General features: G+C 73.9%; 11 protein-coding genes. 4 read left to right on the top strand and 7 right to left on the bottom strand.

The genetic code is table 11. From position 1 onward, the window contains the following. Positions 1-50: 50 nt before the first annotated feature. From murD to rsmH, 7 genes are read right to left on the bottom strand one after another with little or no spacing between them, the layout of a single operon-like run. A complete protein-coding gene (murD, locus tag QNO07_RS19600; RefSeq protein ID WP_283993483.1) occupies positions 51-1,514 on the bottom strand; it encodes a UDP-N-acetylmuramoyl-L-alanine--D-glutamate ligase in 1,464 nt (487 codons plus the stop codon). Beyond that, on the bottom strand, positions 1,511-2,569 hold the full coding sequence (gene mraY, locus QNO07_RS19595) for a phospho-N-acetylmuramoyl-pentapeptide-transferase (protein WP_283993482.1): 1,059 nt from the start codon (positions 2,567-2,569) through the stop codon (positions 1,511-1,513). Before mraY ends, murD begins: the two co-directional genes overlap by 4 nt. Then, positions 2,566-4,008 (bottom strand): UDP-N-acetylmuramoyl-tripeptide--D-alanyl-D-alanine ligase, encoded by a 1,443-nt coding sequence (locus QNO07_RS19590; protein ID WP_283993481.1) that lies wholly within the window; start codon positions 4,006-4,008, stop codon positions 2,566-2,568. Before QNO07_RS19590 ends, mraY begins: the two co-directional genes overlap by 4 nt. Then, positions 4,005-5,666 (bottom strand): UDP-N-acetylmuramoyl-L-alanyl-D-glutamate--2,6-diaminopimelate ligase, encoded by a 1,662-nt coding sequence (locus QNO07_RS19585; RefSeq protein ID WP_283993480.1) that lies wholly within the window; start codon positions 5,664-5,666, stop codon positions 4,005-4,007. The genes QNO07_RS19590 and QNO07_RS19585 overlap by 4 nt, the downstream gene beginning before the upstream one ends. Positions 5,667-5,683: 17 nt before the next feature. Further along, positions 5,684-7,624 (bottom strand): peptidoglycan D,D-transpeptidase FtsI family protein, encoded by a 1,941-nt coding sequence (locus QNO07_RS19580; RefSeq protein WP_283993479.1) that lies wholly within the window; start codon positions 7,622-7,624, stop codon positions 5,684-5,686. A gap of 33 nt (positions 7,625-7,657) precedes the next feature. Then, the gene (gene ftsL / locus QNO07_RS19575) at positions 7,658-8,026 is read right to left on the bottom strand and encodes a cell division protein FtsL (protein WP_502961887.1); all 369 of its coding nucleotides are present in this window, start codon (positions 8,024-8,026) and stop codon (positions 7,658-7,660) included. Further along, positions 8,023-8,988 (bottom strand): 16S rRNA (cytosine(1402)-N(4))-methyltransferase RsmH, encoded by a 966-nt coding sequence (rsmH, locus tag QNO07_RS19570; RefSeq protein ID WP_283993478.1) that lies wholly within the window; start codon positions 8,986-8,988, stop codon positions 8,023-8,025. Before rsmH ends, ftsL begins: the two co-directional genes overlap by 4 nt. 419 nt (positions 8,989-9,407) lie before the next feature. Here rsmH and QNO07_RS19565 point away from each other — a divergent pair, with 419 nt between their 5' ends. The 4 genes from QNO07_RS19565 to QNO07_RS19550 all read left to right on the top strand — a co-directional run bounded on the left by QNO07_RS19565 (position 9,408) and on the right by QNO07_RS19550 (position 14,769). Beyond that, positions 9,408-9,938, top strand: a complete 531-nt coding sequence (locus tag QNO07_RS19565; RefSeq protein ID WP_283993477.1) for a beta-class carbonic anhydrase — start codon at positions 9,408-9,410, stop codon at positions 9,936-9,938. 135 nt (positions 9,939-10,073) lie between these two features. Further along, entirely contained in the window at positions 10,074-11,090 is a 1,017-nt protein-coding gene (locus QNO07_RS19560) for an AAA family ATPase (RefSeq protein WP_283993476.1), read from the top strand. Next, complete coding sequence (locus QNO07_RS19555; RefSeq protein WP_283993475.1) at positions 11,090-12,388, top strand: DUF58 domain-containing protein; 1,299 nt, start codon at positions 11,090-11,092, stop codon at positions 12,386-12,388. The genes QNO07_RS19560 and QNO07_RS19555 overlap by 1 nt, the downstream gene beginning before the upstream one ends. After that, positions 12,385-14,769 carry a transglutaminaseTgpA domain-containing protein gene (locus QNO07_RS19550; protein WP_283993474.1) on the top strand — a complete coding sequence of 795 codons (2,385 nt, stop codon included), beginning with the start codon at positions 12,385-12,387 and terminating at the stop codon, positions 14,767-14,769. Before QNO07_RS19555 ends, QNO07_RS19550 begins: the two co-directional genes overlap by 4 nt. Positions 14,770-14,851 lie beyond the last annotated feature (82 nt).

The raw sequence follows: 14,851 nt of genomic DNA, 5'->3' as shown, positions 1-14,851 counted from the left end.
CTCCACCGCGCCCGCTGCCGCGTTCCCGGGACGGGGGCGGGCGCGGTGGGTTACCGCGCGTCCTCGGCCCCGCCCGCCAGGTCGCGGACCGCGGCGGCGAACGCGTCGCCGCGCCGCCCGTAGTGGGTGAACATGTCCATCGAGGCGCAGGCGGGTGCCATCAGCACCGTGTCGCCGGGCCGGGCCAGTCCGGCCGCCGCCCGGACCGCCGCCGCCATCGCCCCAGTGTCCGTCCGGTCGAGGTCGACGACCGGCACATCCGGGGCGTGTCGGGCCAGCGCTTCGCCGATCAGCGCGCGGTCGGCGCCCATCAGTACGACGCCGCGCAGCCGGGGCGCGGCGGAGGCCACCAGGTCGTCGAAGGTGGCGCCCTTGGCGAGCCCGCCGGCGATCCACACGACCGGGTCGTAGGCGGCCAGCGACGCATGTGCGGCGTGGGTGTTGGTCGCCTTGGAGTCGTTGACGTAGGTGACCCCGCCGACCTCCGCGACCCGGGCGATGCGGTGCGCGTCGGGCCGGAAGGACCGCAGCCCGTCGCGCACGGCCTGCGGCGGCACGCCGTAGGCGCGGGCCAGGGCAGCGGCGGCGAGGGCGTTGGCGATGTTGTGCGGGGCCGCCGGGCCGGCGTCCGGCGCGATGTCGGTGACCTGGGCCAGCTCCTGCGCGTGCTGCCTGCGGTCGGTCACGAAGGCGCGGTCGACCAGGATGCCGTCCACCACGCCGAACTCCGACGGCCTGGGGGCGCCGAGGGTGAATCCGATCGCCCGGCAGCCCTCCGTGACGTCGGCCCGGCGGACCAGTTCCTCGGTGGCCGGGTCGGCGGTGTTGTAGACGCAGGCGACCGTGTTGCCCTCGTAGATGCGGCCCTTGTCCGCCGCGTAGGCGTCCATGGAGCCGTGCCAGTCCAGGTGGTCGGGGGCGAGGTTGAGCACCGCCGCGGAGTGCGGGCGCAGCGAGGGCGCCCAGTGCAGCTGGTAGCTGGACAGCTCCACGGCGAGCACGTCGTAGGGCTCGTCGGCGAGCACGACGTCCACCAGCGGGGTGCCGATGTTGCCGACCGCCGCGGTGCGGAGCCCGGCCGCCGTCAGGATGGCGGCCAGCATCTGCACGGTGGTGGTCTTGCCGTTGGTGCCGGTGACGGCGAGCCAGGGCGCGCCGCCCGGGCCGCGCAGCCGCCAGGCCAGCTCCACGTCGCCGATGACCGGCACCCCCGCAGCCTGCGCCGCGGCGAACAGCGGGCTCTGCGGCGGCCAGCCCGGCGAGGTGACCACCAGGTCGGTGCCGTCGGGCAGGGTGCCGCCGTCGCCGAGGCGGACGGCGGCGCCGGACTCCCGGGCGGCGGACGCCCGCTCCCGGTGGGCGGGCCCGTCGCCGCCGTCGACCACGGTGACCTCGGCGCCGAGCCGGACCAGCGCGCGGGCGGCGCTGACGCCGCTCACGCCCAGTCCGGCGACGACGACCCGCCGCCCGGCGAACTCCTCGGCCGAACGGGGCCCGGAGAGCGTGGCGGTCACTTGCGGGCCGCCCAGGCCGCGTAGAACAGGCCGATGCCCACGATGGCGCACATGCCCTGGATGATCCAGAAGCGGACCACCACCAGGACCTCGCTCCAGCCCTTCAGCTCGAAGTGGTGCTGGAGCGGCGCCATCTTGAACACCCGCTTGCCGGTGAGCCGGAACGAACCGACCTGGATCACCACGGACATGGTGATCAGCACGAACAGGCCGCCGAGGATGGCCAGCAGCAGTTCGGTGCGGGAGAGGATCGCCAGGCCCGCGAGCGCGCCGCCCAGGGCCAGCGACCCGGTGTCGCCCATGAAGATCTTGGCGGGCGAGGTGTTCCACCACAGGAAGCCGAAGCAGGCGCCCATCAGGGCCGCGGCCACCACGGCGAGGTCCAGCGGGTCGCGTACCTCGAAGCAGCTGGGGCTGCCGGTGATCGCGCAGGAGTCCTGGTACTGCCACACGCCGATGAACGTGTAGGCGCCGAAGACCATCACCGAGGCGCCGGTGGCGAGGCCGTCGAGACCGTCGGTGAGGTTCACGCCGTTGGACATGGCGAGGATCATGAACAGCGCCCAGATGACGAAGAGCACCGGGCCGATCTGCCAGCCGAAGTCCTGCGTGAAGGAGAGCCGGTCCGAGGCCGGGGCGTTGCCGCGCAGGTCCTCGAAGTTGAGTGCGAGCACCGCGAAGGCGATGCCGACGATCAGCTGGCCGAGCATCTTGGCCTTGGCCCTGAGGCCCAGGCTGCGCTGCTTGACGATCTTGATGTAGTCGTCGAGGAAGCCGACGAGGCCCATGCCGGCCATCAGGAAGAGCACCAGCAGGCCCGAGATGCTCATCTCGCTGCCGGTGATCACCTTGGTCAGCACGTAGGCGATGAGCGTCGCCAGGATGAAGGCGATACCGCCCATCGTGGGCGTGCCGCGCTTGCTGTGGTGGTCCCGCGGGCCGTCGTCGCGGATGAACTGGCCGTAGCCCTTGCGGGCCAGGAGCTTGATCAGCAGCGGGGTGCCGACCAGGGTCAGGAAGAGCCCGATGACTCCGGAGAAGAGGATCTGCCTCATCGACCGGCGACCTCGCCCTCGGAGTCAGCGAGCAGCGCCTGCGCGACCTGCTCAAGGCCCACCGAACGGGAAGCCTTCACCAATACGACATCCCCCGGGCGCAGTTCACTGCGCAACAGGTCGATCGCCGCCCGAGCGTCGGACACGTGCACCGACTCCTCACCCCACGAACCCTCGTTCTTGGCGCCCATGTCGAGCCAGGCGGCTGCTGTGCCGCCCACCGCCACGAGCTTGCTGACGTTGAGCCGGACGGCGAGCCGTCCGACCGCGTCGTGCTCCGCGAGCGCCGACTCACCGAGTTCGGCCATCTCACCGAGCACCGCCCACGTGCGGCGGCCCGCAGCCCGTGCGTCCCCCCCTCCGGCCATCGCGGCGAGCGCGCGGAGCGCCGCCCGCATGGACTCGGGGTTCGCGTTGTACGCGTCGTTGACGACGGTGACGCCGTCGGCGCGCTCGGTGACCTCCATGCGCCACCGGGAGAGCGTGCCCGCGCTGCTGAGCGCGGTAGCGATGTGCTCCGCGGGCATGCCCAGTTCATGGGCGACGGCCGCCGCGGCGAGCGCGTTCGACACGTGGTGCTCACCGTACAGGCGCATGGTCACGTCGCTGCACCCGGAGGGTGTGTGAAGCGTGAAGGCGGGCCGCCCGTCGGCGGTGAGCCGGACGTCGGCGGCCCGTACCGAGGCGTCCGGGGAGGAGTCGCTCTCACCGAAGAACACCACGCGGGCGCTGGTGCGGGACGCCATGGCCCGCACCAGGGGGTCGTCGCCGTTGAGCACGGCGACACCGCCCTCATCGGCCGGCGGGAGCGCCTCGACCAGTTCGCCCTTGGCCTCGGCGATCCGCTCCCGGCTGCCGAACTCGCCGACGTGCGCGGTGCCGACGTTCAGCACGACTCCGATGCGGGGCGGGGTCAGCTCGGCGAGGTAGGCGATGTGGCCCTTGCCGCGGGCGCCCATCTCCAGGACGAGGTGGCGGGTGCTGCCGTCGGCGCGCAGCGCGGTCAGCGGCAGGCCGATCTCGTTGTTCAGCGAACCCGGCGTCCACACGGTCGGGCCCAGGCGCTCCAGCAGCTGCGCCACGAGGTCCTTGGTGCTGGTCTTGCCCGCCGAGCCGGTGAGCGCGACCACCGAGGTGCCCAGGGTGGACACGCTGTGCCGGGCGAGCGCGCCGAGCGCGGCCACCACGTCGTCGACGACCACCGCGGGCACACCGACCGGGCGGGTGGCGAGCACGGCCGCCGAGCCGTCGGCGACCGCGCCGGCCGCGAAGTCGTGGCCGTCGGCCCGCTCGCCGGCGAAGGCGGCGAAGAGCGTGCCGGGGGCGGCCTCGCGGGAGTCGATGACCGCGGGGCCGGTGACGAGGGCCGCCGGGTCCGGTATGTCGTGGAGTTGGCCGGAGACGACCTGGGCGATCTCGGCGAGCGTCATGGGGATCATCGGTTCAGCCGTTCCTCGATGGCGGCGCGCAGCACCTTGCGGTCGTCGAACGGGCGGATCACTCCGGCGATGTCCTGGCCCTGCTCGTGGCCCTTGCCTGCGATCACCACGGTGTCGCCGGGCTCGGCGCGGGCGACCGCCGCGGTGATGGCCGCGGCCCGGTCCTCCTCCAGCAGCACCGTGCCGCGCTCGTACGTGGGCACCTCGGCCGCACCGGCGAGCATCTCCGCGAGGATCGCCAGCGGGTCCTCCGAGCGGGGGTTGTCCGAGGTGAGCACGGCGGTGTCGGCGAGCCGGGCGAGCGCGGCGCCCATCGAGCGGCGCTTGTGCGGGTCGCGGTCGCCGCCGCAGCCCAGCACGGCGTGCACCCGGCCGCCGCTGACCCGGCGCAGGGCCCGCAGCACCGACTCCACGGCGTCCGGCTTGTGGGCGTAGTCGACCACGGCGAGGTAGGGCTGCCCGGCGTCCACGCGCTCCAGTCGCCCGGGCACGCCCGGCACCGCGGCGATGCCGTCGGCCGCGGTCTGCGCGTCGATACCGGCGGTGACCAGCGCCGTCAGCGCGGCGAGCGCGTTGGAGACGTTGAACGGTCCGGGCAGCGGGGCGGCGGCCCGCACCGACACGCCGCCGGGGCCGACGGCGGTGAAGGTCGAACCCAGCGGGCCCACGGAGACGTCCTCGGCACGCCAGTGCGCGTCCGGGTGGCCCTCGGCGGAGAAGGTGGTGACGGGGATCTCCGCCTCCCGGGCGAGGCGCAGGCCCCACTCGTCGTCGACGTTGACCACTCCGGCCCTGGCCAGCCGCGGCGTGAACAGCTGCGCCTTCGCGCGGAAGTAGTCGTCCATGTCGGGGTGGAAGTCGAGGTGCTCGGGGCTGAGGTTGCTGAAGACGGCGACGTCGAAGACGCAGCCGTCGACCCGGCCGAGCACCAGCGCGTGGCTGGAGACCTCCATGGTGACCGCGGTGACCTGCCGTTCGCGCATCACGGCGAACAGCGCCTGGAGGTCGGTGGCCTCCGGCGTGGTCCGCTCCGACTTCAGCCGCACGTCGCCGATCCGGGACTCCACGGTGCCGATCAGGCCGGTGAGCTGGCCCTCCTTGGCGGCGGCGCGCAGGCCGCCGTCGACCAGGTACGCGATGGTGGTCTTGCCGGAGGTCCCGGTGATGCCGATCTGGAGGAGGTCGCGGCCCGGGTCACCGTAGAGGGTGACGGCCAGCTCCCCCATCCGGCTGCGCGGGTCGGGGACCGTCAGCACCGGCAGGCCGGTGGCGGCGGCTCGTTCGGTCCCGGCCTCGTCGGTGAGGATCGCGGCGGCGCCCAACGACTGGGCCTGCGCGACGAAGTCCGCGCCGTGGTACCGGGCTCCCGGCAGGGCCGCGTAGACGTCGCCGGGGCGCACCGCCCGCGAGTCGTGCGTGATCCCGGTGACGCCGGTGCCGGACCGGGAGCCGGCGGGCTCGGCGGTGCCGAGCAGCCGGGCCAGTTCCGTCAGCGGCACGGGGCGCACCTCGGTGGGGCGGGGCGGGGCGGATGGGTTCTGATCAGCTTGTGGCACGGCGGTGAGGTTACCGGGCGCGGACGGCGCCCCGCGAAGCGAGGGGCGCGCGCCGCGTGGGCCCGTGGGCGGACCCGCGGGGCCCTCGGTGGTCTTCGGCATGTGGTTCTCCGTGTCGTTCAGTCGCCCGGGTCGAAGGTGGTGGGCAGCCCCGGGGCCTTCGCGCCGCTGGGCGCGGCCTGCAGTGTCTTCAACGAGAACTTCATGACCTGCTTGAACACCGGCCCGCACACCTCGCTGCCGAAGTAGCTGCCGCGCTTGGGGTTCTGCACCGCGCAGTACACGGTGACGCGCGGCTTGTCGGCGGGGGCGAAGCCGGCGAAGGACGCCGTGTAGCCCTTGTAGCGGCCGGTCTGCGGATCCACCCGGTTGGACGTGCCGGTCTTGCCCGCGACGCGGTAGCCGGGGATCTGCGCCTTCTGGCCGGTGCCCTGCTCGTCGTCGACGACGGCCTGCAGCATGCGGGTGAGGGTGCGGGCCGTCTCCTTGCTGACGACCCGTTCGCGGGCCGGTTCGGGGGCGGCGGCGTAGCGGCCGTCGGGGCCGGTCGTGCCGCGGACCAGGGTGGGCGTGACCCGTTCCCCTCCGCCGGCGATCGTCGAGTACACCGATGCGGCCTGGACGGCGTTGACGGAGAAGCCCTGGCCGAACGGGATGGTGTGCTGCTGCGCGGAGTTCCAGTCGCCGGGCTGGGCCAGGATGCCGCGGGTCTCCCCGGGGAAGCCGAGGCCGGTGGGGCGGCCGATGCCGAAGTCGGTGAGGTAGCGGTGCAGGACGCGGTTGGAGTGGCCCTGCGTCTTGCCGAGCCGTTCCGCGGCGAGCATGGTGCCGATGTTGCTTGACTTGGCGAGCACCCCGGTCAGCGTCAGGTGGTACGTGGGGTGGTCGTGGTCGTCGGCGAACGCCCGGCCGGCGCGCGGCAGCCGGTTGGGGACGGTGACCTTGGTGTCGGGCGTGGCGACGCCCTGGTCGAGCACGGCCGCCATGGTGACCAGCTTCGCGGTGGAGCCGGGCTCGTAGGCGTCCTGCAGGGCCGGGTTGCCGAGCGAGCCGGCGCCGACGCCGGTGAGGTCGTTGGGGTCGTAGCCGGGCGCGTTGGCGAGGGCGAGGATCTCGCCGGTGCGGGTGTCCTGGACGACGACGTACCCGTTGTCGGCCTTGGACTTGGCGACCTGGTCGCCGATGGCGCGCTGTGCGGCCCACTGGATGTCGCGGTCGAGGGTGAGTTCCAGCCCCGTGCCGGGCGTGGCGGCCTGCTCCTCGGAGCCCGCCGTGGGCACCCGCCGCCCGGCGGACTGGGCGTAGGTGATCCGGCCGTCGCGGCCGGCGAGCTGCTTCTCCATCTGGGCTTCGAGCCCGCCCCCGCCGGTGCCGTCGGACTTGACGAACCCCAGCACTCCGGCGGCCAGTTCCCGATTGGGGTAGACACGCTTGGAGCGCGGCTCGGCGTAGACCCCGGCCAGGACGTTGGTGCCCTCGCCCTTGGCCTCCTTGTCGGCGAGGGCGCGCTTGAGGTCCTGGATCTGCCGCCACGCCTGCGGGCTCCGCTGCCGGGCCAGCTGCACGTAGCGCGGCGCGGGCGGGTCGGCGAGCCGGTCCGCCAGCTCCTCCCGGTCGACGCCGAGCACGGGGGCGAGCAGCGCCGCCGCCTGGGCGGGCGCGTCGGCGACGCCGGCCTGCTCGGGCAGGAAGTAGAACGGGTCAGCGGTGATGTCGTAGGCGTCGACGGTGGTGGCCAGGTCGCGGCCCTTGCGGTCGGTGACCGTGCCGCGCTCGGCGGCGACCTTCACCGTCTGGTAGCGGTTGACGTTGGCCTTCTCCGCGTAGGCCGCCGCGTCCACGGCCTGCACCTGGAGCAGCCGGACGACGAACGCCAGCAGTACCAGGGTCAGCCCGACGCTGATCAGCCGCAGCCGGGGCCGGGGGCTGCCCAGCCGCACCTTCCTGGCGGGCGCCTTGGCGGGCGCACCGGCGCGCGGCGGCCGGCGGGGGCGCCGCTCGCGGGCGGGGGCCGGGCGGGACGGCCTGGGCACCCGCCGGCGCGGTTCCTGGGGGCTCACCGGGTCACCTCGTATGCGTCGCTCACGGGGATGTCACCGCCCGGGTTCGGGGGTGGCGGGCTCGGGCACGCCGCGGACGGTGCCGTCCGGCAGCAGGAAGGCGGGGGCGCCACCGGGGACCAGGCCCAGCTCGCGGGCCCGCCGGTCGAGCGCGTCGGGCGCCGAGTAGGCGTCGACCTCCTCCTGGAGGGCCTGCTGCTCGTCGGTGTGCTCCTTGGTCTGCTGCTTGAGCTTGCTGAGTTCGAACGAGCCCTGGTTGACGGAGGCGTTGAGCAGCAGCAGGGCGAGCAGCCCCGAGCCCAGCAGCACCACGACCAGCAGGACGAACGGAGTGCGGGCCGCCTGCGAGCCGCCGCCCGGAACCAGGCTGGCGAGGCGGGCGAGCCGGTTCGGCGCGGTCATCGGTCCTGGGCCTCCCGGATGCGTTCGGCGCCGCGCAGGCGGGCGGGCGCGGCCCGGCGGTTGCGGGCGACCTCCTCCTCGTCGGGGAGTTCGGCGCCGCGGGTGAGCAGTTTGAGCCGGGGCTGGTACCGCTCGGGCACCACCGGCAGGCCCGGCGGCGCGGTGTTCACCGCTCCGGCCGCGAGGACCTGCTTGACGAGGCGGTCCTCCAGCGAGTGGTAGGACAGCACGGCGATGCGGCCACCGACCGCGAGCGCGTCGACGGCTGCCGGGATGGCCCGCTCCAGTACGGCGAGTTCGCCGTTGACCTCGATGCGCAGCGCCTGGAAGGTGCGCTTGGCCGGGTTGCCGCCGGTGCGCTTGGCCGCCTGGGGCAGCGCGTCGCGGATCAGTTCGACCAGCCGCGCGCTGCGGGTGAACGGCTCCTGCCGGCGTTCCCGGACGACGGCTTCGACGATGCGCTTGGCCTGCTTCTCCTCGCCGTAGCTGCGGAGCAGCCGGACGAGGTCTCCGGGCGGGTAGGTGTTGAGGACCTCGGCGGCGGAGATGCCGGTGGTCTGGTCCATGCGCATGTCGAGGGGCGCGTCCTGGGCGTAGGCGAACCCGCGGTCGGCCTCGTCGAGTTGCATGGAGGAGACGCCGAGGTCGAACAGCACACCCTGCACCTGAGGGGTGCCGAGCCGCTCCAGCACGGCGGGCAGCTCGTCGTAGACGGCGTGCACGAGTTCGGAGCGGTCCGCGTACGGGGCGAGCCGCTCGCCGGCGAGCTTCAGCGCGGCGGGGTCCCGGTCGAGGGCGACGAGCCGCGCCTCGGGGAAGCGGCTGAGCAGTGCCTCGCTGTGCCCGCCGAGGCCGAGCGTGCAGTCGACGACGACGGCACCGGGTTCGGTGAGCGCGGGTGCCAGCAGGTCCAGGCACCGCTGGAGCATGACGGGTACGTGCCGCTGGTCGCTGCTGGTCATGCGCCCTCTTAAGGTCCGGCGCGGGCTGCTGCACCTGCAGCTCGGTCCCCGCCCGCTCTTGGGGGAACGCGGCCCCTGCCGCCGGGGAGGGAGCGTCAGTGGGCCGCCGAGCAGGAGGAGGCCGTGCGTGACGGTGGTGTCCGGCGCACCCGAGGGGCGCCGTGTCCCGCGGTCCGGAGTTGGCCGGAACACGCCGCGGCGCCTCCCACTTCGCGCCACTTTAGTCCACTCGTCCCCCCGGTCAACCAACCTCCGAAGGCGCGTCCCCGGCCAACCGCGGGACACCGTCCGCAACGCCCCCGGCACACCCGGGCCACTCCTGTGGGGTACCTCACAGCTTGCCGCGTTGACCGCGTTTGACCGGTCTGGCCCAGTAGTCGCCCCGGGCCGTCCCGGCTCCGCCCCGATACCGTCTGTCCATGTCTACTTCTCCGCAGCACGCCACCGTCACCGACCGTCTCGTCAACGCCAACGCTCAGTACGCCGAGCACTTCACCGATCCCGGTATGGACGCCAAGCCGGTGCAGAAGGTCGCCGTGGTGGCCTGCATGGACGCCCGGCTCGACCTGCACGCGGCGCTCGGCCTCCAGCTCGGCGACTGCCACACCATCCGCAACGCCGGCGGTGTGGTGACCGACGACATCATCCGCTCGCTGACCATCAGCCAGCGCGCGCTGGGCACCCGGTCCGTCGTCCTGATCCACCACACCGGCTGCGGCCTGCTGACGCTCACCGAGGACTTCCGGCACGAGCTGGAGCTGGAGGTGGGCCAGCGGCCGGCCTGGGCGGTGGAGGCCTTCCGCGACCTGGACCAGAATGTGCGCCAGTCCATGCAGAAGGTCCGCACCTCCCCCTTCCTCCCGCACACTGATGATGTGCGCGGCTTCGTTTTCGACGTCACCACCGGGCTGCTCAGGGAGATCGATCCCGCCGTGCAGCCTGAACGGTGACGCGGACTGCGGAGTACGTGAACAATGAACAGTCAACGGCATCACCCGTCCGAGGGTGATGCCGATGAGCTTCCGGTTGTGCCGACTCCGTTCCGTGCGGGGTCCGGTCTGCGGAAACGGACCGAGGAGGACCGGGTGACGACCTACGACGAGCAGACGAGCCTCAGCGATCTGACTTCGACGGCGGACGAGGTGCGCCGTTCGATGGAGAGCGTGATCGAGGGGAAGCCGGAGGTCGTGCGGCTGGCGTTGACGGTGCTGCTCGCCGAGGGCCATCTCCTGATCGAGGACGTCCCTGGCGTGGGCAAGACCATGCTCGCCAAGGCGCTTGCCAGGTCGGTGGACTGCTCGGTGCGGCGCATCCAGTTCACGCCGGACCTGCTGCCCTCCGACATCACCGGGGTCAGCGTGTACGACCAGCAGCGCAAGGACTTCGAGTTCAAGCCGGGCGCGGTGTTCGCGCAGATCGTCATCGGCGACGAGATCAACCGGGCCTCGCCGAAGACGCAGTCGGCGCTGCTGGAGTCGATGGAGGAGCGGCAGGTCACCGTCGACGGCCACACCTACCCGCTGCCCGATCCGTTCATGGTGGTCGCCACCCAGAACCCGGTCGAGATGGAGGGCACGTACCCGCTGCCCGAGGCCCAGCGCGACCGGTTCATGGTGCGGGTGTCGATCGGTTACCCCAGCGCCGCCGCCGAGCTGGAGATGCTCGACGTGCACGGCGGGGCGTCGCCGCTGGAGGACCTCCAGCCGGTGGCGCACGCCCACGACATAGCCAAGCTCATCGAGGCCGTGCGCGGCGTGCACGTCGCGGAGTCCGTCCGCAGGTACGCCGTCGAGCTGGTGTCGGCCACCCGCAACCACCCCGAGCTGCGGCTCGGCGCGTCACCGCGGGCGACACTCCAGCTGCTGCGGGCCTCGAAGGCGACAGCGGCGCTGGCCGGCCGCGGCTACGCCCTGCCGGACGACGTGCAGTCGCTGGTGGTGCCGGTGCTCGCGCACCGGGTACTGCCCACGGCGCAGGCCCAGTTGAACCGCCGCTCGGCCGAGCAGATCGTCACCGAGATCCTCCAGCGCACGCCCGTGCCCGACACCGGCGCCCACGCCTGGCGGGACTCCTACGGCCAGCAGCAGCCGCGGGGCTTCTGATGGCGGCGGGCGCCGGCGAGCAGGAGCCGCGCGGCAACCTGTGGACCTCCCTGGGCGGCCTCACCACCCGCGGCCGGTCGTTCCTGGCCGCCGGGATCGCCGCGGCCGTCTGCGCCTACGTGCTCGGCCAGTCGGACCTGCTGCGGGTGGGCATGCTGCTTGCGGTGCTGCCGCTGCTGTGCGTCGTGGTGCTGCACCGCACCCGCCACCGGGTCACCGGCTCCCGCCGGCTCGCCCCGGCCCGGGTGCCGGTGCGTTCCGAGGCGCGCGTGCACCTGCGGGTCGACAACGTCTCCCGGCTGCCGACCGGCCTGCTGATGCTCCAGGACCGGGTGCCCTACGTGCTCGGCCCCCGGCCGCGGTTCGTGCTGGACCGGGTCGAGCCGGGCGGACGGCGCGAGGTCTCCTACCGGGTGCGTTCGGACCTGCGGGGGCGTTACCCGCTGGGCCCGCTGCAGCTGCGGCTCACCGACCCGTTCGGCATGGTCGAGCTGACCCGCTCGTTCAGCGCGTACGACACCCTCACCGTCATCCCGCGTGTCGAGGCGTTGCCGCCGGTGCGGCTGGCCGGCGAGTCATCCGGCTACGGCGACGGCGGGCTGCGCGCCCTGGCCCTCGCCGGCGACGACGACATGATCCCCCGCGAGTACCGGCACGGCGACGACCTGCGGCGGGTGCACTGGCGCTCCACGGCCCGCTACGGCGAGCTGATGGTGCGCCGCGAGGAGCAGCCGCAGAAGGCCCGCTGCGCCGTCGTGCTGGACACCCGCAGGTCCGCCTGGTCGGGGTCGGGACCCGACTCGCCCTTCGAGTGGGCGGTCTCCGCGGCGGCCTCGGTGGTCATGCACCTGGTCGAGCGCGGTTACGGGGTACGCCTGGTGACGGACGCCGGCTCGCCGGCGCCGGGCCTGGACGGCGGCCTGACCGGGGACTCCTCGGAGACCGCCGGGCTGCTGATGGACACACTCGCCGTGGTCGGGCACTCCGGCGAGACAGGCCTGGCGAAGGCTCACGAGACGCTGGGCGGGGGCGACGGGCTGCTGATCGCCTTCCTCGGCACGCTGGACGAGGCGCAGACCGCGGTCGCCGCACGGATGCGGCAGCGCGCGCCGGGCGGTGTGGCCTTCACGCCGCGCGGACAGCAGCCCGAGCAGACGGAAGCGGAACAGACGCGCCTGCTGCGGGAGGCGGGGTGGACGGTGGTGCCCTACTCCCCCGGCGACCCGCTGCCGCACCTGTGGCAGCAGGCGGACCGGTCGAGTGCCGGCACAGTCGCTGAGGAGAGCGGTCAGGGATGAGCGGACGGGCGATACTGGCGGCCTGCTCCTGGCTGGCCACGCTGGCGGCGGCAGCGGCACTGCTGCCGCTGGTCACCCCGGCGGGCTGGATGGTGCAGGCCGCGCTGCTGCTGGCGGTGCAGACCCTGGTCGGGGTCGGCGCCCGGCGGATACCACTGGCGAGGCCCCTGGTCCTCGCCGCGCAGGCCGCCGTGTCGGTGCTGCTGATCACGCTGGTCTTCACCCGCGAGGTGGCGTTCGCCGGGGTCATCCCCGGCCCGGACAGCGTGCAGTACCTCGGCGTGCTGCTCAGCGAGGGCGCCGACGACGTGGGCCGGTTCGCCATCCCCGCGCCGGTGACCGAGGGCATACGGCTGCTGCTGGTCGGCGGCGTGCTCGCGGTGGGCCTGCTGGTGGACGCGCTCGCGGTGACGTTCCGCAGCGCCGCCCCGGCCGGCCTGCCGCTGCTCGCGCTGTACTCGGTGGCGGCCGGCCTGTCCCCCGACGGCGCCTCCTGGGCGTGGTTCCTGTGCGCGGCCGGCGGCTACCTGGTGCTGCTGCTGGCCGAGGGGCGGGACCGGCTCTCGCAGTGGGGCCAGGTGTTCAGCGGTGGCACCGGCCCGCACGACCCGGCCCTGGGCGGACCGGTGCTGGCACCGGTCCGCACCGGACGCCGGATCGGTGCCGCCTCGCTCGGGCTGGCGCTGCTCGTGCCGGCCCTGCTGCCGTCCCTGAACAGCGGCCTGCTGGACCCGGCGGGCCGCAGCGGTGGCGGGTCGGGCGGCGGCACGGTCTCCGCGGTCAACCCGCTGGTGTCCCTGCAGGACAGCCTGAACCAGCCCGAGAACCGCACCGTGCTCACCTACGAGTCGGACGCGACGAGCACCCAGGACCTCTACCTGCGCATCGTGGCGCTGGACCAGTTCGACGGCACCTCCTGGAAGCCGTCGGAGCGGCGTATCCAGGCCGTCCCGCGGCCCCTGCCGCAGCCTCCGGGGCTGTCCTCCGACGTGGACACCGACGTGGTCACCACCCGGATCGCCGCGGCCGACTGGTACGCCCAGAACTGGCTGCCGATGCCGTACCCGGCCCGGCAGGTGGACATCGACGGCCGCTGGCGGTTCGAGCCGGTCGGCCGCACCCTGGTGGGCGACCGGGGGCAGACCACCAAGGGCGTGCGCTACCAGGTGGAGAGTCTCCAGGTCCGTCCGACCGCCGCCCAGCTGGCGGAGGCGCCGCAGCCGCAGCCCGGCATGCTGCGCGAGTACACCGCGGTGCCGCCCTCGCTGCCGGACGAGGTACGCAGCACCGCCCGCCGGGTGACCGCGGGGTCCGCCAACCACTACGAGCGGGCGCTCGCCCTCCAGGAGTGGTTCGCCCGCGAGGGCGGCTTCACCTACAACACCGAGGTGCGGGCCGGCACCGGCAGCAGCGCCATCGCCCGGTTCCTGGAGCAGAAGGAGGGCTTCTGCGTCCACTTCGCGTTCTCCATGGCGGCCATGTCGCGCACCCTGGGCATTCCGGCCCGGGTGGCGGTGGGCTTCACCCCGGGCACCTCGGACGGCGAGACGACGCGCGTCGGCCTGCAGGACGCGCACGCCTGGCCGGAGCTGTACTTCGAAGGTGTCGGCTGGACGCGGTTCGAGCCCACGCCCTCCCGCGGCAGCACTCCGGGCTACGCGCAGCCGGACCTGCCCGAGCCGGGTGCGGAGGAGCCGGCGCTGCCGGAACCCGAGCAGAACGACGAGCCCGAGGCGCAGCCCGCGGCCCCCGAGGACTGCCCGCCGGAGTTGCGCCGCATGGGTGAGTGCGGCGAGGAGCAGCAGGACGCGGACGCCGCCGCGGCGGGCGGGGGCTTCCCCTGGCAGCCGGTGCTGCTGGGTGCGGGCGCGCTGCTCGTGCTCGTGCTGCTGCCGCTGCTGCCACTGCTGTGGCGGGTGCGGGCCAGGAGCCGGCGGATCGGGGCGGGCGCCGCCCGCCTGGACCCGGCCGGCCGCACCCTGGCCGCCTGGCGGGAGATGCTCGACGCCGGCTGGGACCGGGGCGTCGTGCCCGACGAGTCGGAGACGCCGCGGGCGGCGACCGCCCGGCTGGTGGAGTCGGGCCGGCTCGGCGCCGAACCGGCGGCCGCGGCAGGGCGGTTGGCCGCGGCGGTCGAGCAGGTGCTGTACGCACCCGAGCCGCGCACGGCAGACGGGCTGGCCGACGACGTGCGGCGGGTCGAGGCCGGGCTGCGGGAGTCCGCGGACCGGCGCGGAAGGCTCCGCGCACTGCTGCTGCCGCGTTCGGCCGTCCGGGTGCTGTGGTCCCTCTCGGACCGCTGGACGGCATTCGCCCAGCGGCAGCGGGTCCTGCTTGGCCGGGTCACCTCGGCGCTGCGGCCGGGCGGCACCCGCGCCTGACACCGGCGACGCCCCGGCCTCCGCGGCCGGGGCGTCCTCGTCTGTGAGGCAGGTCACGTAAGCGGGGCTCGGGCGATCAGTT

Origin of the sequence: Streptomyces sp. 549 (assembly GCF_030124175.1) — a bacterium.
GTDB lineage: Bacteria > Actinomycetota > Actinomycetes > Streptomycetales > Streptomycetaceae > Streptomyces.
This window is presented reverse-complemented; position numbering and strand designations above follow the sequence as displayed.

What these genes read in the sequence shown, in the direction of transcription:
- mraY (WP_283993482.1), bottom strand. Translation starts at nt 2,569, where the DNA reads ATGAGGCAGATCCTCTTCTCCGGAGTCATCGGGCTCTTCCTGACCCTG.
- QNO07_RS19555 (WP_283993475.1), top strand. Translation starts at nt 11,090, where the DNA reads ATGGCGGCGGGCGCCGGCGAGCAGGAGCCGCGCGGCAACCTGTGGACC.
- QNO07_RS19585 (WP_283993480.1), bottom strand. Translation starts at nt 5,666, where the DNA reads ATGCCGAAGACCACCGAGGGCCCCGCGGGTCCGCCCACGGGCCCACGC.
- ftsL (WP_502961887.1), bottom strand. Translation starts at nt 8,026, where the DNA reads ATGACCGCGCCGAACCGGCTCGCCCGCCTCGCCAGCCTGGTTCCGGGC.
- rsmH (WP_283993478.1), bottom strand. Translation starts at nt 8,988, where the DNA reads ATGACCAGCAGCGACCAGCGGCACGTACCCGTCATGCTCCAGCGGTGC.
- QNO07_RS19565 (WP_283993477.1), top strand. Translation starts at nt 9,408, where the DNA reads ATGTCTACTTCTCCGCAGCACGCCACCGTCACCGACCGTCTCGTCAAC.
- QNO07_RS19590 (WP_283993481.1), bottom strand. Translation starts at nt 4,008, where the DNA reads ATGATCCCCATGACGCTCGCCGAGATCGCCCAGGTCGTCTCCGGCCAA.
- QNO07_RS19550 (WP_283993474.1), top strand. Translation starts at nt 12,385, where the DNA reads ATGAGCGGACGGGCGATACTGGCGGCCTGCTCCTGGCTGGCCACGCTG.